The sequence below is a fragment of the Pseudomonas sp. A genome (assembly GCF_056270345.1).
In genome coordinates, this window is the sequence record NZ_CM149873.1 from 3,389,873 (window position 1) to 3,416,862 (window position 26,990).

19 protein-coding genes are annotated in these 26,990 nt (G+C 66.1%); 9 read left to right on the forward strand and 10 right to left on the reverse strand.

All coding sequences use genetic code 11. From position 1 onward, the window contains the following. The first annotated feature begins 50 nt into the window (after positions 1 to 50). From AC0MAZ_RS15135 to AC0MAZ_RS15150, 4 genes are read left to right on the forward strand one after another with little or no spacing between them, the layout of a single operon-like run. Positions 51 to 1,325 carry an MdtA/MuxA family multidrug efflux RND transporter periplasmic adaptor subunit gene (locus tag AC0MAZ_RS15135; RefSeq protein WP_475858366.1) on the forward strand — a complete coding sequence of 425 codons (1,275 nt, stop codon included), beginning with the start codon at positions 51 to 53 and terminating at the stop codon, positions 1,323 to 1,325. Next, on the forward strand, positions 1,322 to 4,420 hold the full coding sequence (locus tag AC0MAZ_RS15140; protein WP_203646914.1) for an MdtB/MuxB family multidrug efflux RND transporter permease subunit: 3,099 nt from the start codon (positions 1,322 to 1,324) through the stop codon (positions 4,418 to 4,420). The genes AC0MAZ_RS15135 and AC0MAZ_RS15140 overlap by 4 nt, the downstream gene beginning before the upstream one ends. After that, complete coding sequence (locus AC0MAZ_RS15145) at positions 4,417 to 7,527, forward strand: multidrug efflux RND transporter permease subunit (protein WP_475858368.1); 3,111 nt, start codon at positions 4,417 to 4,419, stop codon at positions 7,525 to 7,527. Before AC0MAZ_RS15140 ends, AC0MAZ_RS15145 begins: the two co-directional genes overlap by 4 nt. Then, the gene (locus AC0MAZ_RS15150) at positions 7,524 to 9,008 is read left to right on the forward strand and encodes an efflux transporter outer membrane subunit (RefSeq protein WP_475858369.1); all 1,485 of its coding nucleotides are present in this window, start codon (positions 7,524 to 7,526) and stop codon (positions 9,006 to 9,008) included. The genes AC0MAZ_RS15145 and AC0MAZ_RS15150 overlap by 4 nt, the downstream gene beginning before the upstream one ends. An 876-nt stretch (positions 9,009 to 9,884) precedes the next feature. On the opposite strand, the gene AC0MAZ_RS15155 is transcribed toward AC0MAZ_RS15150, so the two are convergent. From AC0MAZ_RS15155 to AC0MAZ_RS15165, 3 genes are read right to left on the reverse strand one after another with little or no spacing between them, the layout of a single operon-like run. Further along, positions 9,885 to 10,472, reverse strand: a complete 588-nt coding sequence (locus AC0MAZ_RS15155; RefSeq protein ID WP_475858371.1) for a TetR/AcrR family transcriptional regulator — start codon at positions 10,470 to 10,472, stop codon at positions 9,885 to 9,887. A gap of 12 nt (positions 10,473 to 10,484) precedes the next feature. Further along, positions 10,485 to 11,333, reverse strand: coding sequence for a 3-hydroxybutyryl-CoA dehydrogenase (locus tag AC0MAZ_RS15160; RefSeq protein ID WP_475858373.1), 849 nt, complete (start codon positions 11,331 to 11,333; stop codon positions 10,485 to 10,487). Positions 11,334 to 11,347: 14 nt separating this feature from the next. Continuing rightward, positions 11,348 to 12,532 (reverse strand): acetyl-CoA C-acyltransferase family protein, encoded by a 1,185-nt coding sequence (locus AC0MAZ_RS15165; RefSeq protein ID WP_475858374.1) that lies wholly within the window; start codon positions 12,530 to 12,532, stop codon positions 11,348 to 11,350. 171 nt (positions 12,533 to 12,703) lie between these two features. Between AC0MAZ_RS15165 and AC0MAZ_RS15170 the strand changes: the two genes are divergently transcribed. After that, entirely contained in the window at positions 12,704 to 13,729 is a 1,026-nt protein-coding gene (locus AC0MAZ_RS15170) for an AraC family transcriptional regulator (RefSeq protein WP_475858375.1), read from the forward strand. Between the two features lie 619 nt (positions 13,730 to 14,348). On the opposite strand, the gene AC0MAZ_RS15175 is transcribed toward AC0MAZ_RS15170, so the two are convergent. Then, positions 14,349 to 14,867, reverse strand: a complete 519-nt coding sequence (locus AC0MAZ_RS15175; RefSeq protein ID WP_475858376.1) for a GNAT family N-acetyltransferase — start codon at positions 14,865 to 14,867, stop codon at positions 14,349 to 14,351. 187 nt (positions 14,868 to 15,054) lie between these two features. On the opposite strand from AC0MAZ_RS15175, the gene AC0MAZ_RS15180 reads away from it, so the two are divergent. The 3 genes from AC0MAZ_RS15180 (at position 15,055) to AC0MAZ_RS15190 (ending at position 19,412) form a co-directional block, all read left to right on the forward strand. Then, the gene (locus AC0MAZ_RS15180) at positions 15,055 to 15,984 is read left to right on the forward strand and encodes a class I SAM-dependent methyltransferase (protein ID WP_475858377.1); all 930 of its coding nucleotides are present in this window, start codon (positions 15,055 to 15,057) and stop codon (positions 15,982 to 15,984) included. Positions 15,985 to 16,075: 91 nt separating this feature from the next. Continuing rightward, entirely contained in the window at positions 16,076 to 17,278 is a 1,203-nt protein-coding gene (locus tag AC0MAZ_RS15185) for a DUF3142 domain-containing protein (RefSeq protein ID WP_475858379.1), read from the forward strand. Further along, positions 17,265 to 19,412, forward strand: a complete 2,148-nt coding sequence (locus AC0MAZ_RS15190; RefSeq protein WP_475858381.1) for a hypothetical protein — start codon at positions 17,265 to 17,267, stop codon at positions 19,410 to 19,412. The genes AC0MAZ_RS15185 and AC0MAZ_RS15190 overlap by 14 nt, the downstream gene beginning before the upstream one ends. 421 nt (positions 19,413 to 19,833) lie before the next feature. Here AC0MAZ_RS15190 and AC0MAZ_RS15195 read toward each other — a convergent pair whose 3' ends face one another. The 6 genes from AC0MAZ_RS15195 to AC0MAZ_RS15220 are packed head-to-tail and all read right to left on the reverse strand — an operon-like array spanning position 19,834 to position 26,050. Beyond that, positions 19,834 to 21,375 carry an ABC transporter substrate-binding protein gene (locus AC0MAZ_RS15195; protein WP_475858383.1) on the reverse strand — a complete coding sequence of 514 codons (1,542 nt, stop codon included), beginning with the start codon at positions 21,373 to 21,375 and terminating at the stop codon, positions 19,834 to 19,836. Positions 21,376 to 21,409: 34 nt separating this feature from the next. After that, complete coding sequence (locus AC0MAZ_RS15200) at positions 21,410 to 22,384, reverse strand: ABC transporter ATP-binding protein (RefSeq protein WP_475858385.1); 975 nt, start codon at positions 22,382 to 22,384, stop codon at positions 21,410 to 21,412. Then, positions 22,381 to 23,367: an ABC transporter ATP-binding protein gene (locus tag AC0MAZ_RS15205; protein WP_232855272.1), complete on the reverse strand. Its 987-nt coding sequence runs from the start codon at positions 23,365 to 23,367 to the stop codon at positions 22,381 to 22,383. Before AC0MAZ_RS15205 ends, AC0MAZ_RS15200 begins: the two co-directional genes overlap by 4 nt. Beyond that, positions 23,364 to 24,212, reverse strand: a complete 849-nt coding sequence (locus AC0MAZ_RS15210) for an ABC transporter permease (protein ID WP_203646899.1) — start codon at positions 24,210 to 24,212, stop codon at positions 23,364 to 23,366. The genes AC0MAZ_RS15205 and AC0MAZ_RS15210 overlap by 4 nt, the downstream gene beginning before the upstream one ends. Beyond that, positions 24,209 to 25,156, reverse strand: a complete 948-nt coding sequence (locus AC0MAZ_RS15215; RefSeq protein ID WP_203646897.1) for an ABC transporter permease — start codon at positions 25,154 to 25,156, stop codon at positions 24,209 to 24,211. The genes AC0MAZ_RS15210 and AC0MAZ_RS15215 overlap by 4 nt, the downstream gene beginning before the upstream one ends. Positions 25,157 to 25,159: 3 nt before the next feature. Next, the gene (locus AC0MAZ_RS15220) at positions 25,160 to 26,050 is read right to left on the reverse strand and encodes a proline iminopeptidase-family hydrolase (RefSeq protein ID WP_203646895.1); all 891 of its coding nucleotides are present in this window, start codon (positions 26,048 to 26,050) and stop codon (positions 25,160 to 25,162) included. Positions 26,051 to 26,222: 172 nt separating this feature from the next. Here AC0MAZ_RS15220 and AC0MAZ_RS15225 point away from each other — a divergent pair, with 172 nt between their 5' ends. Beyond that, positions 26,223 to 26,984: a LuxR family transcriptional regulator gene (locus AC0MAZ_RS15225; protein ID WP_203646892.1), complete on the forward strand. Its 762-nt coding sequence runs from the start codon at positions 26,223 to 26,225 to the stop codon at positions 26,982 to 26,984. Positions 26,985 to 26,990 lie beyond the last annotated feature (6 nt).

Here is a 26,990-nt window from a genome sequence, read left to right on the forward strand (position 1 = left end):
TCGTTCACGCTCTCCACGCCGTCTTTCTCTGAACAAGGTTCGTTCGACCCATGCAAGCCTCCAATTCCCGTTCCCCTCGTCGCTGGCTGTTCGGCCTGCTGATCCTGCTGCTGGTGGCCCTGCTGGCCTGGTGGCTGTGGCCCGCGGCGACCGTCCACAAGGAGGACGCCGGGCACCGACCGGGCAAGGGCGGGCGACCGGGCTTCGGTGCCTCCACCGAGGCGGTGCCGGTACGGGTCGAACCCGTGCGTGTCGGGGACTTCCCGCTGTACTACAAGGCCCTCGGCACCGTCACCGCGACCAACACGGTCAACGTGCGCAGCCGGGTCGCCGGCGAGCTGGTCAAGGTCCACTTCAAGGAAGGCCAGCAGGTCAAGGCAGGCGACCTGCTCGCCGAGATCGACCCACGTTCCTATCGCATCGCCTTGCAGCAGGCCGAAGGCACCCTGGCGCAGAACCAGGCACAGTTGAAGAACGCCCAGGTCGACCTGGCCCGCTATAAAGGCCTGTACGCCGAGGACAGCATCGCCAAGCAGACCCTCGACACCGCCGAAGCCCAGGTCGGGCAATTCCAGGGACTGGTCAAGACCAACCAGGCCCAGGTCAACGACGCTCGCCTGAACCTCGAGTTCACCCAGATCCGCGCACCGATCAACGGCCGCGTGGGCCTGCGCCAGCTGGACCTGGGCAACCTGGTGGCGGCCAACGACACCACGGCGCTGGTGGTCATCACCCAGACCCAGCCGATCAGCGTCGTCTTCACCCTGCCGGAAACCCAGCTCGACACCGTCCTGGCCCGCTACCGCAGCGGCGCCAGCCTACCGGTCGAGGCCTGGGACCGGGGCGACCAGAAGCTGCAGTCCACCGGTGTGCTGGGCAGCCTCGACAACCAGATCGACGTCGCCACCGGCACCCTGAAGTTCAAGGGCACCTTCCAGAACACAGACCATGCGCTGTTCCCCAACCAGTTCGTCAATGTGCGCCTGCTGGCCGACACCCTCAAACAGGTGGTGCTGGCTCCGGCTGCGGCGATCCAGTTCGGCAACGACGGCACCTTCGCCTATGTGGTCAACGCCGAGAACACCATCAACGTGCGCAAGCTCAAGGTCGGCGCCAGCGATGGCGAGAACACGGTGATCGTCGAGGGCCTGGCCGCTGGCGAGCGCCTGGTGCTGGAAGGCACCGACCGCCTGCGCGAAGGCACCAAGGTCGATGTGGTCGAGGATAGCTCGCAAGTGCCGACCACCCCTGGCCAGCACCTGCAGGGGCAGGGCGCCAAGGGCTCGGCCCAGGCCGCTGAACCAGGCACCAAGGCGGGCGCATGAACCTTTCGCGCCTGTTCATCCTGCGGCCGGTCGCCACCACGCTGAGCATGCTGGCCATCGTCCTGGCCGGCCTGATCGCCTACAGGCTGCTGCCGGTGGCGGCCTTGCCCCAGGTCGACTACCCGACCATCCGCGTCATGACCCTGTACCCCGGCGCCAGCCCGCAGGTGATGACCAGTGCCGTCACCGCGCCGCTGGAACGCCAGTTCGGGCAGATGCCGGGCCTGGAGCAGATGGCCTCGACCAGCTCCGGCGGCGCCTCGGTACTGACCCTGCGCTTCAACCTCGACATGAACATGGATGTCGCCGAGCAGCAGGTGCAGGCCGCGATCAACGCCGCCAGCAACCTGCTGCCCAGCGACCTGCCGGCGCCGCCGGTGTACAACAAGGTCAACCCGGCCGACACCCCGGTGCTGACCCTGGCCATTTCCTCGAAGACCATGCCGCTGCCCAAGCTCAACGACCTGGTCGACACCCGCGTGGCGCAGAAGATCGCCCAGATCAGCGGCGTCGGCATGGTCAGCATCGCCGGCGGCCAGCGCCAGGCCGTGCGGATCAAGGTCAACGTCGACGCCCTGGCCGCCAACGGCCTGAACCTGGACGACGTGCGTACCTTGATCGGCGCCTCCAACGTCAACCAGCCCAAGGGCAACTTCGACGGCCCGACCCGGGTGTCGATGCTCGACGCCAACGACCAGCTGCGCTCGCCCGAGGAATACGCCAACCTCATCCTCAAGTACAGCAATGGCGCGCCGCTGCGCCTGAAGGACGTCGCCGAGATCGTCGACGGCGCCGAGAACGAACGGCTGGCCGCCTGGGCCAACCAGAACGAGGCGGTGCTGCTGAACATCCAGCGCCAGCCCGGCGCCAACGTCATCGAGGTGGTCGACCGGATCAAGGAACTGCTGCCGTCGATCACCGACAACCTGCCGGCGGGCCTGGATGTCAGCGTGCTTACCGACCGCACCCAGACCATCCGCGCCGCCGTGCGCGATGTGCAGCACGAGTTGCTGTTCGCCATCGCCCTGGTGGTGATGGTCACCTTCGTCTTCCTGCGCCGCTTCAGCGCCACCATCATCCCCTCCATCGCCGTGCCGCTGTCACTGATCGGCACCTTCGGGGTGATGTACCTGGCGGGTTTTTCGGTCAACAACCTCACCTTGATGGCCCTGACCATCGCCACCGGTTTCGTGGTGGACGATGCCATCGTCATGCTGGAGAACATCTCCCGGCACATCGAGGAGGGCGAAACACCCATGCAGGCCGCGCTCAAGGGCGCCAAGCAGATTGGTTTCACCTTGATCTCGCTGACTTTCTCGCTGATCGCCGTGCTGATTCCGCTGCTGTTCATGGCCGATGTGGTCGGGCGGCTGTTCCGCGAGTTCGCCATCACCCTGGCGGTGGCCATCCTGATTTCCCTGGTGGTGTCGCTGACCTTGACGCCGATGATGTGCGCGCGCCTGCTCAAGCGTGAACCCAAGGAAGAGGAGCAAGGCCGCTTCTACCGCGCCAGCGGTGCCTGGATCGACTGGCTGATCAAGCACTACGGCACCACCCTGACCTGGGTGCTCGAGCGCCAGCCGCTGACCCTGCTGGTGGCCGTGGCCACCCTGGCATTGACCGTGGTGCTGTACCTGATGGTGCCCAAGGGCTTCTTCCCGGCCCAGGACACCGGGGTCATCCAGGGCATCTCCGAGGCGCCGCAATCGACCTCGTTCGCCGCCATGAGCGAGCGCCAGCAATCCCTGGCCAAGGTGATCCTGCAGGACCCGGCGGTACAGAGCCTGTCCTCGTATATAGGCGTGGACGGCGATAACGCCACCCTCAACAGCGGCCGCCTGCTGATCAACCTCAAGCCTCACGGCGAGCGCGACGTCACCGCCGCCGAGGTGATCAACCGCCTGCAGCCGCAGCTCGACAGGCTGGTCGGCATCCGCCTGTTCATGCAGCCGGTGCAGGACCTGAGCATCGAGGACCGGGTCAGCCGCACCCAGTACCAGTTCAGCCTGAGCTCGCCGGATGCCGACATGCTCGCCGAATGGAGCGGCAAGCTGGTGCAGGCGCTCAAGGACCGTCCCGAACTGCAGGACGTGGCCAGCGACCTGCAGGATCAGGGCCTGCAGGTATTCCTGGTGATCGACCGCGATATGGCCAGTCGCCTGGGGATTACCGTGGCGCAGATCACCAACGCGCTGTATGACGCCTTCGGCCAGCGGCAGATCTCGACCATCTACACCCAGGCCAGCCAGTACCGCGTGGTGCTGCAGTCGCAGACCGCGGCCAGCCTCGGCCCGCAGGCCCTGGAATCGATCCACGTCAAGGCCACCGACGGCGGTCAGGTGCGGCTGTCGGCCCTGGCGCGCATCGAGCAGCGCCAGGCCCAGCTGGCGATCTCGCACATCGGCCAGTTCCCGGCGGTGATGATGTCGTTCAACCTGGCTCATGGCGCGTCCCTGGGCGAGGCGGTCAAGGTGATCGAGCAGGTGCAGCAGGACATCGGCATGCCGATCGGTGTACAGACCCGCTTCCAGGGCGCCGCCGAGGCGTTCCAGGCCTCGCTGTCGAGCACCTTGCTGCTGATCCTGGCCGCGGTGGTGACCATGTACATCGTGCTGGGCGTGCTCTACGAGAGCTACATCCACCCGGTGACCATCCTCTCCACATTGCCGTCTGCGGCGGTGGGGGCCTTGCTGGCGTTGCTGCTGAGCGGCAACGACCTGGGCATGATTGCCATCATCGGCATCATCCTGCTGATCGGCATCGTCAAGAAGAACGCGATCATGATGATCGACTTCGCCCTGGAGGCCGAGCGCCACCAGGGCATGAGCCCACGTGACGCGATCTACCAGGCGGCGCTGCTGCGCTTCCGGCCGATCCTGATGACCACCCTGGCCGCGCTGTTCGGCGCCATGCCGCTGATGCTCGCCACCGGCTCCGGCGCCGAGCTGCGCCAGCCGCTGGGCCTGGTGATGGTCGGCGGCTTGTTGGTCAGCCAGGTGCTGACGCTGTTCACCACGCCGGTCATCTACCTGTACTTCGACCGCCTGGCGCGCCGCTGGCGCCCGGCTGACGATGCGCGGCAGGCCGAAGCATGAACCTGTCCGGACCCTTTATCCGCCGGCCGGTAGCCACCATGCTGCTGAGCCTGGCGATCATGCTGCTGGGCGGGGTGAGCTTCGGCCTGCTGCCGGTGTCGCCGCTGCCGCAGATGGACTTCCCGGTGATCGTGGTGCAGGCCAGCCTGCCCGGCGCCAGCCCGGAGGTCATGGCCTCCACCGTGGCCACGCCGCTGGAGCGCAAGCTCGGTGCCATCGCCGGCGTCACCACCCTGACCAGCAGTTCCAACCAGGGCTCGACCCGGGTGATCATCGGCTTCGAGCTGGGCCGCGATATCGACGGCGCGGCGCGCGAGGTGCAGGCGGCGATCAACGCTACCCGCAACCTGCTGCCCAGCGGCATGCGCAGCATGCCCACCTACAAGAAGATCAACCCGTCCCAGGCGCCGATCATGGTGCTGTCGCTGACCTCGGACGTGCTGTCCAAGGGCAAGCTCTACGACCTGGCCGACACCATCCTGTCCCAGAGCCTGGCGCAGGTCAGCGGGGTAGGGGAGGTGCAGATCGGCGGCAGCTCGCTGCCGGCGGTGCGCATCGAGCTGGAACCGCAGCTGCTCAACCAGTACGGCCTGTCCCTGGACGACGTGCGCAATGCGGTGGCCAACGCCAACCAGCGCCGGCCCATGGGCTTCGTCGAAGACCATGAGCGCAACTGGCAGGTGCGCGCCAACGACCAGTTGGAGACCGCCGAGGACTACAAGCCGCTGGTGATCCGCCAGCAGAACGGCGCGATCCTGCGCCTGTCCGACGTGGCCAAGGTCAGCGATGGCGTGGAGAACCGCTACAACAGCGGTTTCTTCAACGACGAGAGCGCGGTGCTGCTGGTGGTCAACCGCCAGACCAACGCCAACATCATCCAGACCGTCGAGCAGATCAAGGCCGAGCTGCCGGCCTTGCAGTCGCTGCTGCCGGCCAGCGTCAAGCTCAACGTGGCCATGGACCGCTCGCCGGTGATCAAGGCCACCCTGAAGGAGGCCGAGCACACCCTGCTGATCGCCGTGGTGCTGGTGATCCTGGTGGTCTATCTGTTTCTCGGCAACCTGCGCGCCTCGCTGATCCCGAGCCTGGCGGTGCCGGTGTCGCTGGTGGGCACCTTCGCGGTCATGTACCTGTGCGGGTTCTCGCTGAACAACCTGTCGCTGATGGCGCTGATTCTCGCCACCGGCCTGGTGGTGGACGACGCCATCGTGGTGCTGGAGAACATCTCGCGGCATATCGAGAACGGCGAAAACCCCATGCGCGCCGCCTACAAGGGTGCGCAGGAGGTGGGCTTCACCCTGCTGTCGATGAACGTCTCGCTGGTGGCGGTGTTCGTCTCGATCCTGTTCATGGGCGGTATCGTGCGCGGGCTGTTCAAGGAGTTCTCGATCACCCTGGCCGCGGCGATCATCGTCTCGCTGGTGGTGTCGCTGACGCTGACGCCGATGCTCTGCTCGCGCTGGCTCAAGGTCCACGGCCCGCAGCAGCAGACCCGCCTGCAACGCTGGAGCGACCGCATCCACCAGCGCATGGTCGCCGGCTACGACAAGAGCCTGGGCTGGGCGCTGCGCCACAAGCGCCTGACCCTGTTCAGCCTGCTGGCCACCATCGGGCTGAACATCGCCCTGTACGTGGTGGTGCCCAAGACCCTGATGCCGCAGCAGGACACCGGCCAGCTGCAAGGTTTCATCCGTGGCGACGACGGCCTGTCGTTCACCGTGATGCAGCCGAAGATGGAAATCTACCGCCGCGCCCTGCTCAAGGACCCGGCGGTGGAAAGCGTCGCTGGTTTCATCGGCGGCAACAGCGGCACCAACAACGCCTTCGTGCTGGTGCGCCTCAAACCGATCGCCGAGCGCAAGGAGAACGCGCAGAAGGTGATCGACCGCCTGCGCAAGGACCTGCCGAAGATCCCCGGCGGGCGTCTGTACCTGATGGCCGACCAGGACCTGCAACTGGGCGGTGGCGGTCGCGACCAGAGCACCTCACAGTACCTCTACACCCTGCAGAGCGGCGACCTGGCAGCCCTGCGCGAGTGGTTCCCGAAGGTGGCCGCCGAGCTGCGCAAGCTGCCCGAGCTGACCGCCATCGACGCCCACGACGGCGCCGGCACCCAGCAGGTGACCCTGGTGGTCGACCGTGACCAGGCCAAGCGCCTGGGCATCGACATGGACATGGTCACCGCGGTGCTGAACAACGCCTACAGCCAGCGGCAGATCTCGACCATCTACGACAGCCTCAACCAGTACCAGGTGGTGCTGGAGATCAACCCGAAATACGCCTGGGACCCGAGCACCCTGGAGCAGGTGCAGGTGATCACTGCCGACGGCGCCCGGGTGCCGCTGTCCACCTTCGCCCGCTACGAGAACAGCCTGGCCAACGACCGCGTCAGCCACGAAGGGCAGTTCGCCTCCGAGGACATCTCGTTCGACGTCGCCGAAGGCTACAGCCCCGACCAGGCCATGGCCGCGCTGGAACGCGCGGTGGCCAAGCTCGGCCTGCCCGAGTCGGTGATCGCCAAGCTCGGCGGCGACGCCGACGCCTTCACCAAGACCACCGAAGGCCAGCCGCTGATGATCCTCGGCGCCCTGGTGCTGGTGTACCTGGTGCTGGGCATCCTCTACGAGAGCTACATCCACCCGCTGACGATCCTCTCCACGCTGCCCTCGGCCGGTGTCGGCGCCTTGCTGGCGCTGTACCTGACCGGTGGCGAGTTCAGCCTGATCTCGTTGCTCGGGCTGTTCCTGCTGATCGGCGTGGTGAAGAAGAACGCCATCTTGATGATCGACCTGGCGCTGCAGTTGGAGCGCCACGACGGCCTGTCGCCGGAGGAGTCGATCCGCCGCGCCTGCCTGCTGCGCCTGCGGCCGATCCTGATGACCACCCTGGCGGCGATCCTCGGCGCGCTGCCGTTGCTGCTCAGCCGCGCCGAGGGCGCCGAGATGCGCCAGCCGCTGGGCCTGACCATCATCGGCGGCCTGGTGTTCAGCCAGATCCTCACCCTCTACACCACGCCCGTGGTCTACCTGTACCTCGATCGCCTGCGCCACCGGTTCAACCGCTGGCGCGGCGTGCGCACCGACGCTGCCCTGGATACCCCGCTATGAACTTTGCCCACACCCGAATCCATCGTGCCCTCAAGCGGCTGACCCACGGGCGCGGTTCGCGCCTGGTCAGCGCCGGGTTGTGCGTGGCCATGCTCAGCGCCTGTACCCTGAGCCCGGACTACCAGCGCCCGGAAATCAGCACCCCGGCGCAGTTCAAGCAGGCCGAAGGCTGGACCCAGGCCAATCCGTCCGACGCCATCGCCCGCGGGGCGTGGTGGGAGATCTATGGCGACAAGCAGCTTGACGCCCTGGTGGAGGAGCTCAATCGCAGCAACCAGACGGTGGCGCAGTACGAGGCGCAGTACCGCCAGGCCCAGGCGCTGGTGCGCAGCAGCCGTGCCTCGCTGTTCCCTTCGCTGAACCTGACCACCAGCAAGAACCGTTCAGCCCAGGGCACCGGCAGTTCCAGCTCCAGCCTGTCGAACAACAGCAGCGGCATCCGCGACACCTACAACGCCCAGCTCGGGGTGAGCTGGGAGATCGACCTGTGGGGCAAGTTGCGTGAAACCATGAACGCCAACGAGTCCAGCGCCGAGGCCAGCCTGGCCGACATGGCGGCCATCCGCCTGAGCCAGCAGTCGGAGCTGGTGCAGAACTACCTGCAGCTGCGGGTGATCGATGCGCAGAAGCGCCTGCTTGAAGCCACGGTCGCAACTTATGAGCGGTCGTTGAAGATGAACGAGAACCAGTACCGCGCCGGGGTTGCCGGGCCGGATGCCGTGGCCCAGGCGCGTACCCAGCTCAAGAGCACCCAGGCCGACCTGATCGACCTGGCCTGGCAGCGGGCGCAGTACGAGAACGCCATCGCCGTGTTGATGGGCAAGGCGCCGGCTGATTTTGCCCTGGCGGCGAGCAACGATATTCCGGCGTTGCCGCAGGTGCCGCTGTCGCTGCCGTCGCAGCTGCTCGAGCGGCGTCCCGACATTGCCTCGGCCGAGCGCAAGGTGATGGCGGCCAACTCGAACATCGGCGTGTCGCGGGCGGCGTATTTCCCGGATCTGTCGCTGAGCATGAACGGGGGGTACTCCAGCAGCAGCTTCAACAACTGGATCGAGTTGCCCAACCGTTACTGGTCGGTCGGGCCGCAACTGGCGTTGACGCTGTTTGATGCCGGCAAGCGCAGTGCCGAGGTCGACCGGACGGTGGCGGTGTACGACCAGACCGTGGCGCAGTATCGGCAGACGGTGCTCGACGGATTCAAGGAGGTCGAGAACTACCTGGTGCAGCTCAAGGTGTACGGGGACGAGGCGGCGGTGCGGCAGGAAGCGCTGGACGCGGCGCGGGAGTCGTTGCGGTTGACCGAGAACCAGTACAAGGCGGGGTTGATCGGGTATCTGGATGTGGTCAATGTGCAGACGACGGCGCTCAGCAACGAGCGGAGTGTGTTGACGTTGTTGCAGGGGCGGTTGGTGGCGAGTGTGCAGTTGATTGCGGCGCTTGGGGGAGGGTGGGATGTTGGGCGGGATTTGGTAGTGGAGTAGAGTTGGGTTTTTTTGGTTTTTTTTGGTTTTTTGATTGTTTTGTAAGTTGTAGGCGCATTCATTTGTGATGTCGACGCTTATTCACCTTTCCGCCCTTACGGCGGGTTACTTTGGTCTTGGCCAAAGTAACCAAAGCCGTTGCGCTCCATTCATCCGGCCCTCCGCTTCGCTCCGGGTTCCCTCACTCCGGCCTTGCTCCCGGGAGGACCGCGCTGCAGGGCCCATCCTGGGCCCCAGCGCTTGACGGGCATCCATGCCCGTCACCTCCCTCCGCAAGTCCTGCGTTCGGCCTCCTGAAGTCGCGAAGTTACGGGCGGCGCCTGGACTGGCGCAGCTGTCGCTAGTGGGAGCCTAATTAATCTCTCGATCACATCGCGGGGCAAGCCCGCTCCTACACGATAGTCGCCGTTATATATAACCCTGTAGGAGCGGGCTTGCCCCGCGAAAGGGTCGGAACAGCCAATACATAACTAACTGTAAAACAACTAACTTCGCATTTCTTACTCTTGCTCTTGCTCTTGCTCTTGCTTCTAAGCGCGCGGTAGTTCAGGCGCCGCCAATTGCGACTTCAGGAGGCCGAGCGGAGTTCTTGCGGAGGGAGGTGACGGCCATGGATGGCCGTCAAGCGCTGCGCCCCAGGATGGGGCGTTCAGCGCGGTCCTCCCGGGAGCAAGAACGGAGCGAGGGAACCCCGGAGCGAAGCGCAGGGGCCGGATGAACGGAGCGGAACGGTTTTGCCTACTTTTCCCTAGAGAAAAGTAGGTCGCCGTAAAGGCGAAAAGGTGACTAAATGTCGACATCACCTACGAATGCGCATAAAAACCTCAAAACAATCACCAGAGAACCAGAGAACCAGAGAACCAGAGAACCAAAACCCTACCCCAAAGCCCTCTCCACAGCCCCCCCCACCAAACTCTCCATCAACCCAACCCCCTCCACCTCACCCAGCCCCTTCCCCCGCAACATCCCAGGCAACTGGTTCAACAGCGTCGCCAGCACATGCCCGGTAGCCGCCAGGACCTCGGCCCCCAGCCGCGCCTGTGGCGCAATCAACCGCAGGAGCCCGGTTTCATAGCGCTCCCGCAGGCCCGCCAGACGCGCCTGCTGCTCCCCGGTCAGGCAGCAAAAATCCCGCTCGGCCAGACGAAACTGCAACGGTCGCTCCGCATGCAACTGCCAGTGCGCGGCAATCAGGCAAGCCAGCACTGGCCGGCCCTGGGCCCGCGCCCGACGGCCCAGGTCCAGGGTGGCCTGCAACTCCTCGTACAACTCCTCGATCAAGTCATACAACAGGTCCTGCTTGCTGGGGAAATGGTGGTACAGCGAGCCCGCGGTCAAGCCCACGTGCGCCGCCAGCTCACGCATGCTGACCTGGCCGAAGCCTTTTTCGGCGAACAGGGCCATGGCCCGGTCACGCCGCTCCTCGAAGTTGGCGCAGCGCAGCGCCGCGTTGACCGGGGGCATCACGCGGCTCCTCTAGTAGGTGAAGAAGCCGCGGCCGCTCTTGCGCCCGAGGTAACCGGCGGCAACCATCTCCTTGAGCAGTGGGGCGGGGCGGTACTTGCTGTCGTTGAAGCCTTCGTGGAAGGCCTCCATGATCGCCAGCAAGGTGTCCAGGCCCACCAGGTCGGCCAGGGCCAGCGGGCCGATCGGCTGGTTGCAGCCCAGGCGCATGCCGGTGTCGATGTCCTCGGCGCTGGCCAGGCCTTCCTGGAACACGAAGATCGCCTCGTTGATCATCGGCACCAGGATCCGGTTGACCACGAAGCCCGGACGGTTGCCGGCAGTGATCGGGGTCTTGCCGAGCTTCTCGGTGACCAGCAGCGCCTGGGCGTAGGTCGCATCGCTGGTCTGCAGGCCCCGGATGATCTCGACCAGCGCCATCATCGGCACCGGGTTGAAGAAGTGCACGCCGATGAAACGCTGCGGCTGCTCGATGCTGGCCGCCAGTTGGGTGACCGACAGCGACGAGGTGTTGGTGGCGATCAGGCACTCGGCACCGACATTGGCGGCCACCTGCTGCAGGATGCGCTGCTTGAGGGCGAGGTTCTCGGTGGCCGCCTCGATCACCAGCTGCGCGTCCGCCAACTGGGCGTAGTCGGTGCTGGTGCGGATGCGCGCCTTGGCTGCGCTGGCCTTGTCGGCGTCGATGGTGCCCTTGCCGACCTGGCGCTCCAGGTTCTTGCCCAGGGTCGCCACGCCGCGCTCCAGCGCGGCGTCGGAGACGTCCACCAGCAGGATCTGGTAGCCGGCCAGCGCGCACACCTGGGCGATGCCGTTGCCCATGGTGCCGGCGCCGATCACGGCGATGCGTTCGATGTTCATGTTGCTGACTCCTTTCAGACGCGTTCGAAGACGACGGCGATGCCTTGGCCGCCGCCGATGCACATGGTGGCCAGGGCGTAGCGGCCCTGGACGCGGTGCAGTTCATGGATGGCCTTGGTGGCGATGATCGCGCCGGTGGCGCCGACCGGGTGGCCGAGGGAAATGCCCGAACCGTTGGGGTTGACCTTCTCCGGGTCGAAGCCCAGGGCGCGGGCAACGGCGCAGGCCTGGGAGGCGAAGGCTTCGTTGGATTCGATCACGTCCAGGTCGGCGACCTTCAGGCCGGCCTTCTCCAGCACCTTCTGCGTGGCCGGGATCGGGCCCAGGCCCATCAGTGCCGGCTCCACGCCGGCGTGGGCGTAGGCGACGATCCGCGCCAGTGGCTTGAGGCCCTGGCGGCGCATGGCGTCACCGGTGGCCAGGACCAGGCCGGCGGCGCCGTCGTTGATGCTGCTGGCGTTGCCGGCGGTGACGGTGCCGTCCTTCTTGAATACCGCCTTCATGGCCGCCAGCTGTTCGGCGCTGGCGTCGCCGCGCACGTTCTCGTCCACGGCGAATTGCACGGGGCCTTTGCGGGTCTTGATCTCGATCGGCACGATCTGGCCGTCGAAGCGGCCCTCGGCAATGGCGCGGGCGGCACGGCGCTGGCTGGTCAGGGCGACCTCGTCCTGCATCTCGCGGCTGATGCCGTGGGCCGCCGCGACGTTCTCGGCGGTGATGCCCATGTGGAAGTGCTCGAACGGGTCCTGGAGGATGCCGACCATGTAGTCGATGCCCTGCAGGTCGCCCATGCGCGCGCCCCAGCGGGCCTGTGGCAGCAGGTAGGGGCCGCGGCTCATGGATTCGGCGCCGGCGGCCAGGGCGATGTCGCTGTCGCCCAGCAGCAGGCCCTGGGTGGCTGAAACGATGGCCTGCAGACCCGAGCCGCACAGGCGGTTGACGCTGAAGGCCGGGGTTTCCTTGGGGATGCCTGCGTTCATGGCCGCGACCCGCCCCAGATAGGCGTCGCGTGGCTCGGTGGGGATCACATTGCCCATCACCACATGGCCGATCTGCTCGGCGGCGATGCCCGAACGCTCGATGGCGGCGCGGGTCACCTGGGTGGCGAGGTCGGCCAGTGGCAGGTCCTTGAGCGAACCGCCGAAGCTGCCGATGGCCGAACGTACCGCGCTGACGACAAAGATTTCTGTGCTGCTCATGGGGGCTCCGTTTGCGAAGGCGTGGCGGGGTGGGGGTGGCTCTGCGAGAATGGCGGCCGCACCCTCCCGGGGTGGATCGAGTCTAGGCAAAGGCCTTCAGGTGGCCTATGCCGGATCTGTTCAATCAACCTGGTATTTTTTGCCACTCAGCATAGACAGCGGACTTCTGCCATGCGCGATAGCGATACGGTCGCGGTGTATTTCCTCAATGCCATGCTCCACGCCCTGCGTGAGCGGCCACAGGCACGCGACGCCCATCTGCGGGCGGTGGGCATTGATCCGCAGGTGCTGGCCGAGCCCCTGGCGCGGGTGCCGGCCAAGGCTTTCGCGCAACTGTGGCTCGCGCTGATCGACGAGCTGCACGACGAGTTCTTCCATCTCGACAGCCACGGCATGCCCCTGGGCAGCTTCGCCCTGATCTGCCGCGGGCTGATCCAGGAACCCACCCTGGGCAAGGCACTGCGCCAGTGCCTGGGCAGTTTCGCCCTGTTCCTGCGCGACCTGAACGGCAGTGTCACGGTGCGCGGCGCGCGCACGGTGATCAGCGTGCAGTCGAACATCGCCGATCCGCTGACCCGGGTCTATGCCGAGGAAACCTACCTGGTGCTGGTGATCGGCTTGTTGTGCTGGCTGGCGGGAAGGCGCATCGCCATCGACCGCACCGAACTGGCCTTGGCGCGGCCGGCGCAGGAGGACGACGCGTTGCTGTGGGGGCCGGACTTGCGCCTGGGCAGCGGGCGTACCGAGGTGGAGTTCGACAGCGCCTGGCTGCGCCTGCCGGTGGTGCAGGACCTGGCGGCGCTGAAGGGTTTCCTGCGCAGCGCGCCGCAGGGGCTGGTGATTCGCTTTCGCAACCAGAACGGCCTGGCGGCCGAGGTCTACCGCCACCTGCGCGCCCGCCACTACGGGCAGTGGCCGACCCTCAACGTCATGGCCGAGCGGCAGGGGCTTGGCGCCAGCAGCTTCCGCCGCCGGCTGGAGCGGGAAGGGCGCTCGTACCAGCAGATCAAGGACGAGGTGCGTCGAGCAATGGCTTTCGAGCTGCTGCGCGAAGGGTGCCTGAGCATTGCCGAGATCGCCGAGCACACCGGTTTCCAGGAGCCCAGCGCGTTTCACCGAGCGTTCAAGAAATGGACCGGGCAGAGTCCGGGCAGTTACCGGGCCAAGGGGAAACATGATTCGTGGTGTACTACGTAGTACAGTACAAGACAGTTGCTCCCACATTTGTTGCAACGTGCCGAACCTGTCAGGCTATGGTTGCCCGCCTTGGTGCATGTCTTGAGACAGGTGGGGCGACAGCGCTGTCCACGCTGAGACCGCGTCGGACCCACAAGGCGGACCAGGTAATGGCACAGGATTGACTGACCCGAAACAGATGTGGGAGCAACTGTCTTGCTCAATTTTTAGAATCTGGCGCGATCCCTGTGGGAGCGGGTTTACCCGCGAAGCAGGCGACGCGGTACCTGGCACCGGCTATGCCGGTGTTCGCGGCTGAAGCCGCTCCCACAGCGACCGCGCAGCCCTCAAGCCACGCGCCACGCCTGTGGGAGCAACTGTCTTGCTCAATCTTTTAGAATCTGGCGCGATCCCTGTGTGGGCCTTGCGTCGCGATGCGCCGCGCTCGATATCATAGGCGCTGAATTTCTCTCGGCGAACACCCCAGTGCCCAAACCAGCCACTGGCGCAGCATCGTCGGGGTATAGAGGTTGCCGGCGCGGAACGAAAACACGCCGTACTGTTGCGCCTTGCGCGCCTGCCCGGTCATCGCCGTGCGCCAGAAGGCGCGGGGCGGCACTCATTGGTAGGGGTTCATGGGTTATCCGTGCAGCTCGAGGCTGTAGATGAGGTCGTCGTGCCAGCGGCCACCGAGCCGGTAGGCCTCGGGCACACGGCGGGCGAGGGTAAAGCCGCACTTCTCCAGGACCCGGCAGGAGGCCGTGTTGCCGTCGGTGACGGTGGCCTCCAGCGAGGTGAGACCGGTGGCGCTGGCGAAATCCACGATCACCCGCAGCGATTCACTGCCCAGGCCCTGGCCGTGCCACTCGGGCAGCAGCAGGTAGCCGCACTCGGCATGCCCTGGGCGCAGCAGGCGCAGGCCGGTGACTCCGACGTCCCGGCCGCTGGCCTTGTCGGTCATCACCAGGCACAGCCAGTGTTCGGCGCCGGGTGACCAGTCCGGCAGGCGATGCTCGAACCCCCGGCGCACTTCGCTTTCCGGCAGCTCGTCGAACACATGGCGCATGGTCTCGGGCTCGCGGTGGAGCCTGAGGAACAGCGGCCAGTCGGCTTCGGCCAGGGGGCGCAGGTACAACCGATCGGTGTGCAGCTCCAGCATCCGGTGCTCCTTGCGGGATTGGGAGGGCTGGAGGATTTGTACGCCGGGTTGCCTTGAGGTTCAAGCCTTTGTCCGCTGTTTGCGCGATGTGCTGAACAAGCGTCACGGTCCGATGCGCCACGGGCTTGCGGCTCTACTAATCTCAAAGGGCTATTCAAATAACCTTGCGTCCCACCGGAGGTTGACCATGAGAGGCTTGAGCCGCGCACTGGATGATTTTCAGAATGACATCGTCGGTGGCGATTACCTGCACGCCATCAACTGCATGAACGAACTGCTGACCGAGTACCGCCAGGGGCTGTCCGACACGCTCTGGCGGGAAAGTGTGGTCGATCAGTGTCGTCAGCACCCGATATTCCAGTTGCTCAAGCAAGATCCCTATACATCACGCGCCTTCGACAAACCCAGAGGTTATCCGGGGGATGCGGTGATGCTGGACTACGCCTACTACCAACAGCCGCCATCGGATGCCAGCGAGCTGGGCAAGCGGATCTTCAACGTCGTGACCTCTAGCCCGAATGCGCTCAGTGTGCGTTGGCGGCGCGAGCATATCGCCTGGTTGATCGAGCAAATGGCAGGCCAACGGGAAACGTTGGCGCTGATGAGTGTGGCTTGCGGACATTGCCGGGAGCTGGAGCTGCTTACGCCATCGACCCGCGCGCGCATCACCCGTTTCGTTGCCTTTGACAATGATGCCGAGACGCTGGCTCAGGCTAGGCAAGTCTCTCCCGAGATCACGACTTGGCAGTGCAATGTCAAGAGCTTGCCTGAAAACGGTGAGCACAACGGCTTCGACTTCATCTACAGCATTGGTATCTACGACTATCTCAGCCACGCCCAGGCAGCGAAGCTCACCACCTGGCTGATGGCCAGACTCAATCCGGGGGGGGCGAATGCTGATTGCGAACTTCACTGCGGACAACTGGGGGCGGGGCTACATGGAAGCGTTCATGGACTGGAACCTGGTGCTTCGATCACGCGAGCAGATGAGAGGGTTCATACCCCAAGGCGCGTCAACGCACACCTGCCTGTACTTCGATCCCTACCGGAATGTCATCTATCTATTGCTCAGCCGACCCGCCAGCTAGGCCGTCAGGCACCTGACCGGACTCCGTGATTAAACGATCAGCTCCGTGTCCATCCTTTGGTGCGCTGGGGTAAAATCTGCACTTCACCCCGGCGCCAACACCCGTCAGACAAAGGACTGTATGCCCGCCATCCCGCTACTGCGTCGTCTTTTCGCAGGTTTTGTCCTTGCCGCGCTTACCGGCTGCCAGCCCGACCCTGCACCGCCCCTCGACCAGCAACTCTACATCTGGCAACGCCAGTGGCGGCCGATCCACGAACAGGCCCTGGCCGATAGCCGCGCCGACTTCTCGACCCTGCGTGTGCTGGCCTTGCAGGCCCAGCCCAAGGCAGGCTGGAGCAGGGCGCTGGTCAACCTGCATCAGCTCAAGGCCGATGGCCGCCCGGTGATCGCCGTGGTGCGGCTGGACGGTCAGCTGCCCGCGCTCGACCTGCAGCTGGCCGGCACCCAGATCGCCCAATTGCTGGCCGACTGGCAGGCCGCCGGCTTGACCCCAAGCGGGCTCGAGATCGACCATGACAGCGGCAGCGCCCGCCTGCCGGGCTATACCGAATTCCTCCTGAAACTGCGCGAGCAACTGCCGTCGGGCCTGAAACTGAGCATCACCGCGCTGCCCGCCTGGCTCGACAGCCCGCACCTGCCGGCGTTGTTGCAGGCGGTGGACAGCAGCGTGTTGCAGGTACACGCGGTGAGCGATCCCCGTCGAGGCCTGTTCGATCCGCTGCAGGCGAAGAGCTGGGCCGAACGCTGGAGTCGTGTCGGCGACAGGCCGTTCTACCTGGCCTTGCCCGCCTATGGCGTCGCGCTGCTGCCGGATACCGGTGGTGCGCCGGTGGTGGAAAGCGAAACCCCATTGAACCGGCCCGGCGAGCGCCGCGAACTGCTGGCCGATCCGCAGCAACTGGCGGACCTGGGCAGGCAACTGCGGGACAAGCCGCCCGCGCACCTGGTCGGGCTGATCTGGTTCCGCCTGCCATTGCCCGGCGACCGCCGGGCCTGGAGCCTGACCACCCTGAAGGCGGTGGCGCGCGGCGACACGCTCGCCAGCCAGTGGCGGGTCGAACTGTCCGGGCAGGGCGGGCTCTTCGACATCAGCCTGGTCAATGTCGGCAATCTCGACTTGGCGGTGCCCGCGCGCGTGGAACTGAACGTCGAATCCTGCGACGCCGCGGATGGGCTCAACGGCTACCGCCTGCAGCAATCCCCCCAACACCTCGTCTTCAACCGCCAGTCCAGCGTGCGTGTGGCCGCTGGCGGCCGGCGCGTCCTCGGTTGGGCGCGCTGCCATGGAATCGATCAAGGAGCATGGAATGTCTACCCCTGACTGGACCCGACGCTTGCTGTGCCTGTCCCTGAGCGTGCCGGTCGGCACGGCGCTGGCCTGTGGCCCGGACTTCCCGATGCGCCTGCTGGATGACCGGGCGCAGACCCTGGCCGAGCTGCCGGAAGGCAATTTTGGCTTCGAGGTGAATCGCCTCGGCGAGCAGCTGGCAGGCCTCAAGCCCACCACCGAGATGACCCTGACCCCTTACTGGGACAGTGACGACAACGACCGACCTTACCGTGAGCAGCGCAGCCGGATCGAGGCCGATGAGTTGCCGGAATCGCTGCGCGAAAAGGTCGCGCAGTTGCGGTCCCTGCAGGATCCGCGACAGGTGCTGGAGCAGGGTGCCGAACTGCCGGATGAACTGCGCCTGTACATTGCCGGCGCAGTGGCCTTCGACACCGAGGATAACGCCCTGGCGGCGGACTATTTCGCCAAGGTGCTGGCCCTGCCGGCCGAGCAACGCAAGTTGCGCAGCACCTGGGCGGCCTACTCGCTGGGGCGGGCGCTGATGGCTCGCAGCTTCGAGGCCAGCGATGATCCGCAACAGACGCCGCTGGCCCTGCAAACCCAGGCACGCGAGGCCTTTCACCAGGCCCGCACACTCAGCGCCGAAGGTTTCAGCGATCCGTTGGAGCTGGGGGTGGCCAGCCTTGGCGAAGAGGCCCGCCTGGCCAAGCTCGCTGGCGACTGGAGCAGCGCCATCCAGTTGTATGCCAGCCAGAGCCGCCTGGGCTCGGGCAGCGGCTACAGCTCGCTCAGGCAGCTTGCCAACGAACTGGTGAGCCTGCCGGATGAACAGCTGAAGACACTGCTGGCACAGCCGATGCCACGCAAACTGCTCACCGCCTACCTGCTCAGCCATGTCGGCTGGGATTACGACGGCCAGCCGCCGACCCAGGCCCGGCGCCTGCCCGCATTGCTGCAGGCCAGTGTCGGCGACAAGCTGGAAGACGCCGACCGCCTGGCTGCGTTGACCTACCAGCAAGGCAACTATGCCGCGACCAGAAGCTATCTGCAGCAGGCAGGCGACACCGGCCTTGCCTGGTGGCTGCGCGCCAAGCTGGCCTTGCGCGACGGCGACAAAAAACAGGCAGCGGCGGCCTATGCCAAGGCCGCCGCCGCATTCCCACGCGAAGAGTCATGGGGTTCGCGACAGACACCCGATTGGGACTACGAAAGCGTGAAGCCTGGCTGCCGCGTCGAAGGCGAAGGCGCGATCCTGGCGCTGGAGCGCGGCGACTACCTGCAGGCCTTCGACCTGCTGTACCGCAGCCAGGAGATCTACTGGCAGGACACGGCCAGCGTGGCCGATCGCGTGCTGACCCTGGATGAGCTCAAAGGCTACGTTGATGCCCATGTGCCGGCGCCGCCAGCGCCCAAGGCAGAGGAGGGCGGTTACGTGCCGCGACCAGTGGCGACGCAACTGCGCGAGCTGCTGGGTCGACGCTTGCTGCGCGAGGGGCGCTACGACGAAGCACCCGGCTACTTCGCCACGCCGCAGTTGCAGGCAGATGCCAAGGCCTACGGCCAGCACCGCCAGGATGCCGTCTCACGCTGGACACCTACCGGCCGGGCTGAAGCACTGTACGCCGCAGCGACTTTGGCGCGCAGCGCGGGCATGGAGATCCTCGGTTATGAAATGGCGCCCGACTACGCCTGGCTGGGCGGCAGCTACAGCCTGGGCAGCGCCGAAGTGCAGCCAGGGCCGTTCCTGGCCGCGGGCGAAGTGCAGCGCCAACTGGCGACCGAGGCCAAGCCCGATCAGCGCTACCACTACCGCTATGTCGCCGCCGACCTGGCCAACCAGGCCGCTGACCAACTGCCACGCAGCAGCCAGGCCTTTGCCGCGGTGCTGTGCACGGCGGCCGGATGGGTGCCCGGCAGCGAACAGGAAAGCGCGTTGTACAGACGCTATGTCCAGCAGGGGCCGTTCGTGCAGTGGGCGGAAGATTTCGGCAAGCAGTGCGAAGAGCCCCGGTTCGATCAGGCCAACAAGCGCTACCTGACCGAGAAGCTCGATAGCGTGCGCACGGCGTTGCGGCCGTACAAGGCGCAGGTGCTGCCGGTGGGGTTGGTGGTGCTGGCGGGGGTTGCCTGGGCGTGGATGCGGCGGCGCAAGGCTAGGGGTTGATATGAGGGGCGGCGCTGGATTCTCGAGGTGTAGGACGAGAGAGTTGCAGCGCCTATCAGATCGAGCGCCGCCCGCGCGGCGCATCGCGGGACAAGTCGCATCGGCGCACCGCCGCTCCCACATTTGTTTCGGGCCAATTATGCCTGTGAAAGTACCGGCGCCTGCCTTGGTGCATGCCTTGAGTCATGTGGAGCAGCGTTAGCGACCACGCCAAAACCGCGTCGTACCAACAAGGCGGACCAGGTAATGGCACAGGATTGACTGGCCCGAAACAAATGTGGGAGCGGCGGTGCGCCGATGCGACTTGTCCCGCGATGCGCCGCGCGGGCGGCGCTCGGTCTCAAGGGCGCGACAAGACTACTGCCAGGCACCTGTCCGCCACAACGCGGTCAAAAGACAGCCATGAGCCGCCCCACGGGTTTCAGTTCTGCGCGGTCTTCTGCCCAGGCTCCAGCTTCACTGTCTCCTCCAGGGTGAAACGCCCCAGCGGGTTCTGCAGGAAGTTCTGGATATTGCTGCGCGAGATGTTGATGTACGGGCTGTAGTACAGGTCGATCCAGTGCACGTCCTGCTTGGCCAGCTTCTGCAGGTCCTGGTACATCTGCTTGCGCTTGACCGGATCGGTTTCCACCCGGGCTGCGGCCACCAGGTCCTTGACCTTGTCGTTGTGGTAGCGGGTCATGTAGTTCATGTTGGTGTCATGGCCCAGCACGAAGGTGGTCTTCTGGTCCGGGTCGAGCACGTCGTTGGTCCAGTACATCACCGACAGGTCGTAGTCGCCGTCGACCAGCATCTGCCAGCTCTGGGTCGGGTCGACCTTCTGCAGGTTGGCGGTGATGCCGACATCGGCCAGCTGCTTCTGCACCAGCACGGCGATCTGCTCGTCGGCCTCGTTGCCGGCGTTGACCACGTAGTTGACCTTCAGTCCCTCGGCGCCGGCTTTTTTCAGCAGCTCGCGGGCCTTGGCCGGATCAAACGGGCGCTGCGGGTTGTCGGCGTTGTGGTAGAGCGCGCCCTTGGGAATGTACGAGTAGGCCATTTCGCCATGGCCGAAGGTCACCGTGTCCACCAGCGCCTTCTTGTCGATCGCCAGGTCGATGGCCTCGCGCACTTCCTGCTTGCCCAGCAGGCCCTTGGAGTGGTTGATCAGCAGGTGGTCTTCACGGGTCGAGGGGTCGATATGGATGGTGATCTTCTTGTCCTTCTGCAACTCGTCCACCTGGGTGAACGGCACGAAGATCGCCGAGTCCAGTTCGCCGGCCTGGACCTTCATCATGCGCGTGCGGTCATCCGGGATGGAGATCCACTCCACGCCATCCAGGCTGACCTTGTCGGCCTGCCAGAACTCCGGGTTCTTCTCCAGGATCACCCGGTCGCCCCGTAGCCATTCCTTGAGTTTGAAGGCCCCGGACACCACCGGGTTCTGTGCGTATTCCTCCTCGCCGAGCTTGTCCATGGCCTTTTTCGACAGGATCGAGATGTTGGCGGTGGCGAGCTGGGCCAGGAACGGCACCGACTTGCTGTGCAGGGTCACCACCAGGGTATGCGGGTCGGCGGCCTTGGCGGTGTCGATGATCTTGTACGAGTCGGCCCAGAGCGAACCCGGGTTGTCGCGGATGCGCAGCAGGGAGAAGGCGGCGTCCTCGGCGGTTATCGGCGAGCCGTCGGAGAACTTGGCCTCGCGCATCTTGAAGGTGTAGGTCAGGCCGTCGTCGGAAACCTTCCAGCTTTCGGCCAGGCCCGGCACCAGCCGGGTGCCGCTGTTGTCGACGCGGATCAGCACGTCGTAGACGTTGGCGAATACCCAGCTGTCGCGGTTCTGCGCGCTCTTGATCGGGTCGAAGGTGGTGCTTTCCTCACGGCAGCCGATGGTCAGCACGCCGGCGGCCTGGGCCAGGCCGCTAGCCAGGGTGCTGGCGGCCAGCACGGCGGCGGTGAGAAGTTTCAATGCGGCGGGTTTCATGCTCAAGCTCCGTTTGATGGTCATGGTGGTGATGTCAGCAGGGCAGTTGCGAGTGAACGCAGGCGTGGCGCCGGGCGCCCTGGATATGCTCGGGTGGCGCGGTTTCGCCGCAGCCGGGCAGCGCATGCCGGCAGCGCGGATGGAAGGCGCAGCCGGAGGGCAGGTTCAGCGGGCTCGGCGGCTCGCCGGCCAGCGGGTCCTGGGGCAGGCGCCGGGCCGGGTCGATGTCGGCGATGGACTGGATCAGCGCGGCGGTGTAGGGGTGGCGCGGGGCGGTAAAGACCTCATGCACCGGGCCTTCCTCGACGATCTGCCCCAGGTACATCACCGCCACCCGGTCGCACAGGCGGCGCACCACGCCCAGGTCGTGGGTGATGAACAGCAGCGCCAGGCCCATGCGCTCGCGCAACTCCAGCAGCAGGTTGATGATCTGCCCCTGGATCGACACGTCCAGCGCGGCGACGCATTCGTCGGCGACGATCAGCCGGGGCTCGACGGCCAGGGCCCGGGCGATGCCGACCCGCTGGCACTGGCCACCGCTGAGCGAGCCGGGCCTGCGCTCGGCCAGTTCGGCGCGCAGGCCGACCAGCTCGAGCAGTTCGCCGACCCGGGCCGGAATCTGCGCGGCGGGCACCTTGCGCTGCACTTGCAGCACTTCGGCGAGGATCTGGCCGATGCGTTGGCGTGGGTTGAGCGCGCTGTACGGGTCCTGGAAGATCATCGCGGTCTCGCGGCGCAGGCGGGCGATATCCGCCGGGTTGCCCTGGTTCATGTCGGTGCCGTCGAACAGCACCTGGCCGCCGCAGCTCGGGGTGAGCTGGAGGATGGCCCGGGCCAGGGTGCTCTTGCCGCAGCCCGATTCGCCCACCAGGCCGAGGGTTTCGCCGGCGGCGAGATTCAGCGAGGCGCCGTTGACCGCGCTGACCTTGCGCGGACGCAGGTTGAACAGGCCGCTGCCGGCGGCGGGAAATTGAACCTGCAGGTCCTTGACCTGCAACAAACTGGTCATGACAGGCCTCCGGCCAGCAGCGGGACATGGCAGGCCAGGCGGTGGCCGGGGCTTGCCTCCAGCAGTTCGGGCAATTGTTGCCGGCAGAGCGGCATGGCCTGGGGGCAACGTGATTCGAAGCGGCAGCCCGCCGGCAGGTCATCGAGCAGCGGTGGCTGCCCGGCGATGGTGGTCATGCGCCGTGCCTCGGGTTGCGCCGCCGGATGGCAGGCCAGCAGCCCGGCGCTGTACGGATGTCGAGGCCGGGCCAGCATTTCGTGCTTGGCGCCGTGTTCGCAGAGGCGCCCGGCGTACATCACGGCGATGCTGTCGCAGGTCTGCGCCACCACGCCCAGGTCGTGGCTGATCAGGATCATCGACAGCCCGCGGCGGTCGCGCAGCTCCAGCAGCAGGCGCAGGATCTGCGCCTGCACGGTGACATCCAGGGCCGTGGTCGGCTCGTCGGCGATCAGCACCTTGGGGTTGCAGCCCAGGGCCACGGCGATCATCGCCCGTTGGCGCATGCCGCCGGAAAACTCATGGGGATAGTTGTCGACCCGGGACTTCGGGTCGGGGATACCGACCTGGCGCAGCACCTCGATGGCTTCGGCCCGGGCCTCGCGACGCGAAACGCCCTGGTGCAGGCGGATGCCCTCGGCGATCTGCTCGCCGATGCGCATCAGCGGGTCCAGGTGGCTGCTGGGGTTCTGGAAGATCATCCCCAGCTCGCGCCCACGCAGGCGGCGCATGCCGGCTTCGTCCAGCTGCAGCAGGTCGTGGCCCGCCAGGCGCACGGCCTGGCCCTCGACCCGCAGGTTCGGCGCCGGCAGCAGGCGCATCAGGCCCCGGCAGGCCAGGGTCTTGCCCGAGCCACTTTCACCCACCAGGCCGAGGATCTCGCCTTCGCCAAGGTCGAAGGACAGCCGGTCGACCAGGGTGATATCCCGTTGGCCGGCACGGGCGATGACGCTCAGTCCGCGAACCTGGAGCAGGGGCGTGGTCATGAGCGGTCTCCCAGGCGTTCGGCGACGCCGTCGGCCAGCAGGCTGAAGCCCATGGCCAGGGTCACCACCGCCAGGCCCGGGAAGGTGCAGATCCACCAGGCACTGGTGATGAAGCTCTGCCCCTCGGCGACCATGGTGCCCCATTCCGGGGTCGGCGGTTGCACACCGAGGCCCAGGTAGCTGACAGCGGCGCCGTTGAGCAGCACCAGCACGGCGTCCGACATGCAGAACACCACCGAGCCGAACAGCGCGTTGGGCAGCAGGTGGCCGAACAGCGTGCGTCGGTGGCTGAAACCCAGGCTCCTGGCGGCCAGGGCGAAGTCGCTCTGCTTGAGCACGAGGATCTGCGAGCGGATCAGCCGCGCATAGGACACCCAGCCGACCAGCGCCATGGCGATGTAGAAGCTGCCCAGGCCCGGGCCGAGAATGGCCATGATCGCCAGCATCAGCACCAGGAACGGAAAGGCCAGGACAATGTCGATCAGGCGCATGCAGGCGTTGTCCAGCCAGCCGCCGACGTAGCCGGATACCGCGCCGATGCAGGTGCCGAGCAGGAACGGGAAGATCACCCCGATCAAGGCCATCTGCAGGTCGACGCGGGCGCCCCAGATCACCCGCGAGAGCACGTCGCGGCCGAAGTTGTCGGTGCCGAAGGGATGCGCCAGGCTCGGCGCGGCCAGGCGCAGGTCGCCGTTCTGCAGCAGCGGGTCGAATGGCGCAACCCACGGCGCGCACAGCGCCAGCAGGCACCAGCCGAGGACGATGGCCAGGCCGCAGTACAGGGTCAGGCGACCATCGCCGAGGTTCCAGGCCAGGCGTGCGCGCAGGGCGAGGGTGGCGCTCATTGGATCTTCACCCGCGGATCGAGGACGGTGGTCGCCACGTCGGCGAGGAAGTTCACCGCCACCGTGGCGCAGGCCAGCACCATGGCAACGCCCTGGACCACCATGTAGTCACGGGTGAAGATGCCGCGCACCAGCAATTGGCCGACGCCCGGCAGGGAGAACAGGCTCTCGATCACCACCGTGCCGCTGATCAGCCAGCCGATGTTGACCGCCAGCAGGTTGATGGTCGGCACCATGGAGTTGGGCAGGACATGCCGGCGCAGGATCGCCCCTTCGCCCAGGCCCCGGGCACGGGCGGCGGTGACATGGTCGGCCTGCATCTCCAGCAGGATGCTGGCGCGCAGGTTGCGCACCAGCACCGCCGACAGCGCCAGGGCGATGGTCAGGCAGGGCAGCACCAGGTGGTGCAGCTTGTCGGTCCAGGTACGGCCATAGCCGGACACCGGGAACAGCCCCCAGTGCACGCTGAACAGCAGGATCAGCATCAGCCCCAGCCAGAAGGCCGGCAAGCCGAGGCCGGCGGTGGTGAACAGGCGGATCAGGTTGTCGGCCCAGCCGCCCTTGTGGCGGGCGGCGAGGATGGCCAGCGGCACGGCGATCAGCAGCGCCAGGGCGACGCTGCCCAACACCAGCATCAGGGTCGGCTCGATGCGGCTGGCGATCAGCGGCAGGGCGTCGACCTTGTACAGCAGCGACTTGCCCAGGTCACCATTGAGCAGGTTCTTCAGGAAGTACAGGTATTGCACCCAGATCGGCTCGTCGAGGCCGAACTGGGCGCGGATTTTCTGGATCGCGTCCGGTGTGCTGCGCGCGCCCAGCAGTACCCGCGCCGGATCGCCCGGGATCGAGCGCACCAGCACGAAGGTGATGATGCTGATGCCCAGCAGCACCGGCAGCAGTTGCAACGGACGGATGAGGACGAACCGGTAGCGGGCCAGGCTCATCGATCAGCCCCGGTTACGTTGCAGGAAATCCAGCAACACCGGGAAATAGGCCTGGGGCTCTTCGTAGAACGGCATATGGCTGCTGTTGGGGAACACGTGCAGCTCGGCGCGCTCATGCAGCGCCAGCTTCATGCGCATGGCGCAGGCCGGGGTCAGTTCGTCGTGCTGGCCGGTGGTGATCAGCACCGGCATGCGGAACGAGCCCATTTGCTCGAGGCGGTTCCAGTCCTTGAGGTTGCCGATATAAAGGAACTCGTTGGGGCCCTGCATGGTGGCGTAGGGGCCCATGTTCCAGTCGCCCAGCGAGCGCTGGATCGGCGCCGGCCATTCATCGAGCCGGCAGACATGGCGGTAGTTGAGCAGGGTGATGGCGGCCTGGTACTGCGGGTGGTCGAGGGTGCCCATGGCCTCGTGGCGCTGCATCATCGCCACTGTTTCGCTGCCCAGGGCGCCGCGCAGGCGCTCCAGCTCGGTGATCAGGTGCGGAATGTCGCCGACGGTGTTCTCGAGAATCAGACTTTTCAGCGACTGCGGGTGATGAATGGCGTACTCGATCGCCAGCCAGCCGCCCCAGGAGTGCCCGAGCATGTGCACACGGCCCAGGTCCAGGGCCTGGCGCACCTGCTCGACCTCGGCCACGTAGCGGGTGATGTTCCACAGGCTGTCGTCATCCGGGCGGTCGGAGGCGCCGGTGCCCAGCTGGTCGAAGGCGACCACGCGGATACCCTTGTCCTTGAGCCAGGCATGGGCGTCGCGCAGGTAGTCGCAGGGCAGCCCCGGCCCGCCATTGAGGCACAGCAGCACCTCGTCCCCTTCACCAAAGCTGTACACCACGAGATTGTGGCCATCGACCGATACGTTGAACTGCTGGTCAGGTTGCATCTCACGCCACATCGCTACTCTCCTGTTGGCCATGGCTTGCAGCTATAACTAGCGCAGGAGTTTTCGTCGCCTACAAGCTAGTGTTTCCTATAGGTTTCGTATGGCAGTCCCGCGCCAAGCCGTGGCATTCTACGTGCCGGACTTCGAGATGGAAATCCAAAAGGAATCACAGGGAGTGTCAGGTATGCAGGCCAAGATGGCTGAACTCAATGCGCGTCTGGCGTCGGACGATAGCCTCGACGAGCAGATGGACAGCGTCGCCGAACTGGCGGCGGAACTGGGCTTCGATGCCCTGGTGTACGACTACAGCCCGGTGCCGCTGGATCATGTCGGCGAGCTGATCACCCCGAGTGTGGTCCGGCTGCGCCAGACCCCGAAGGACTGGCAGGACCTGTGGTGCTCCGAGGGCTTCTACCAGATCGACCCGGTGCAGCAGGTGGCGGTGTCCTCCATCGCGCCCTTCGTCTGGTCGTACCTGCCCAAGGGCGAGACCGTCCTGCAGCGCCACATCGACCAGCGCCACGCCCCGGTGGTCGGTTACCTGCACGACGCGCAGCTGACCTGCGGCGTGACCGTGCCCATCCACCTGCCACGGGGCGGGCTGGCGACCCTGACCGGCCTGCGCCCCCAGGCCAGCCAACGCGACCTGGACGACGCCCGGGAGCACCTGGGCGATTTCAGCCTGATCGCCCATGCCTTGCAGGAGGCGGCCTATCCCTTGCTGGCCAAGGCCTCCGCCACCCGCGTCATCCGCCTGACCCGCCGCGAGGTCGAATGCCTGCGCTGGGCCGCCGAAGGCCTGACGGCAGGGGAGATTGCCGAGAAGCTCAACCGCTCGCTGGCGACGATTTCCCTGCACCTGACCTCGGCCATGCACAAACTGGGGGCGAAAAACCGCGTCCAGGCGGTCGCCCGGGCGGTGCACTACCGCCTGCTGGACCAATGAAGCAAC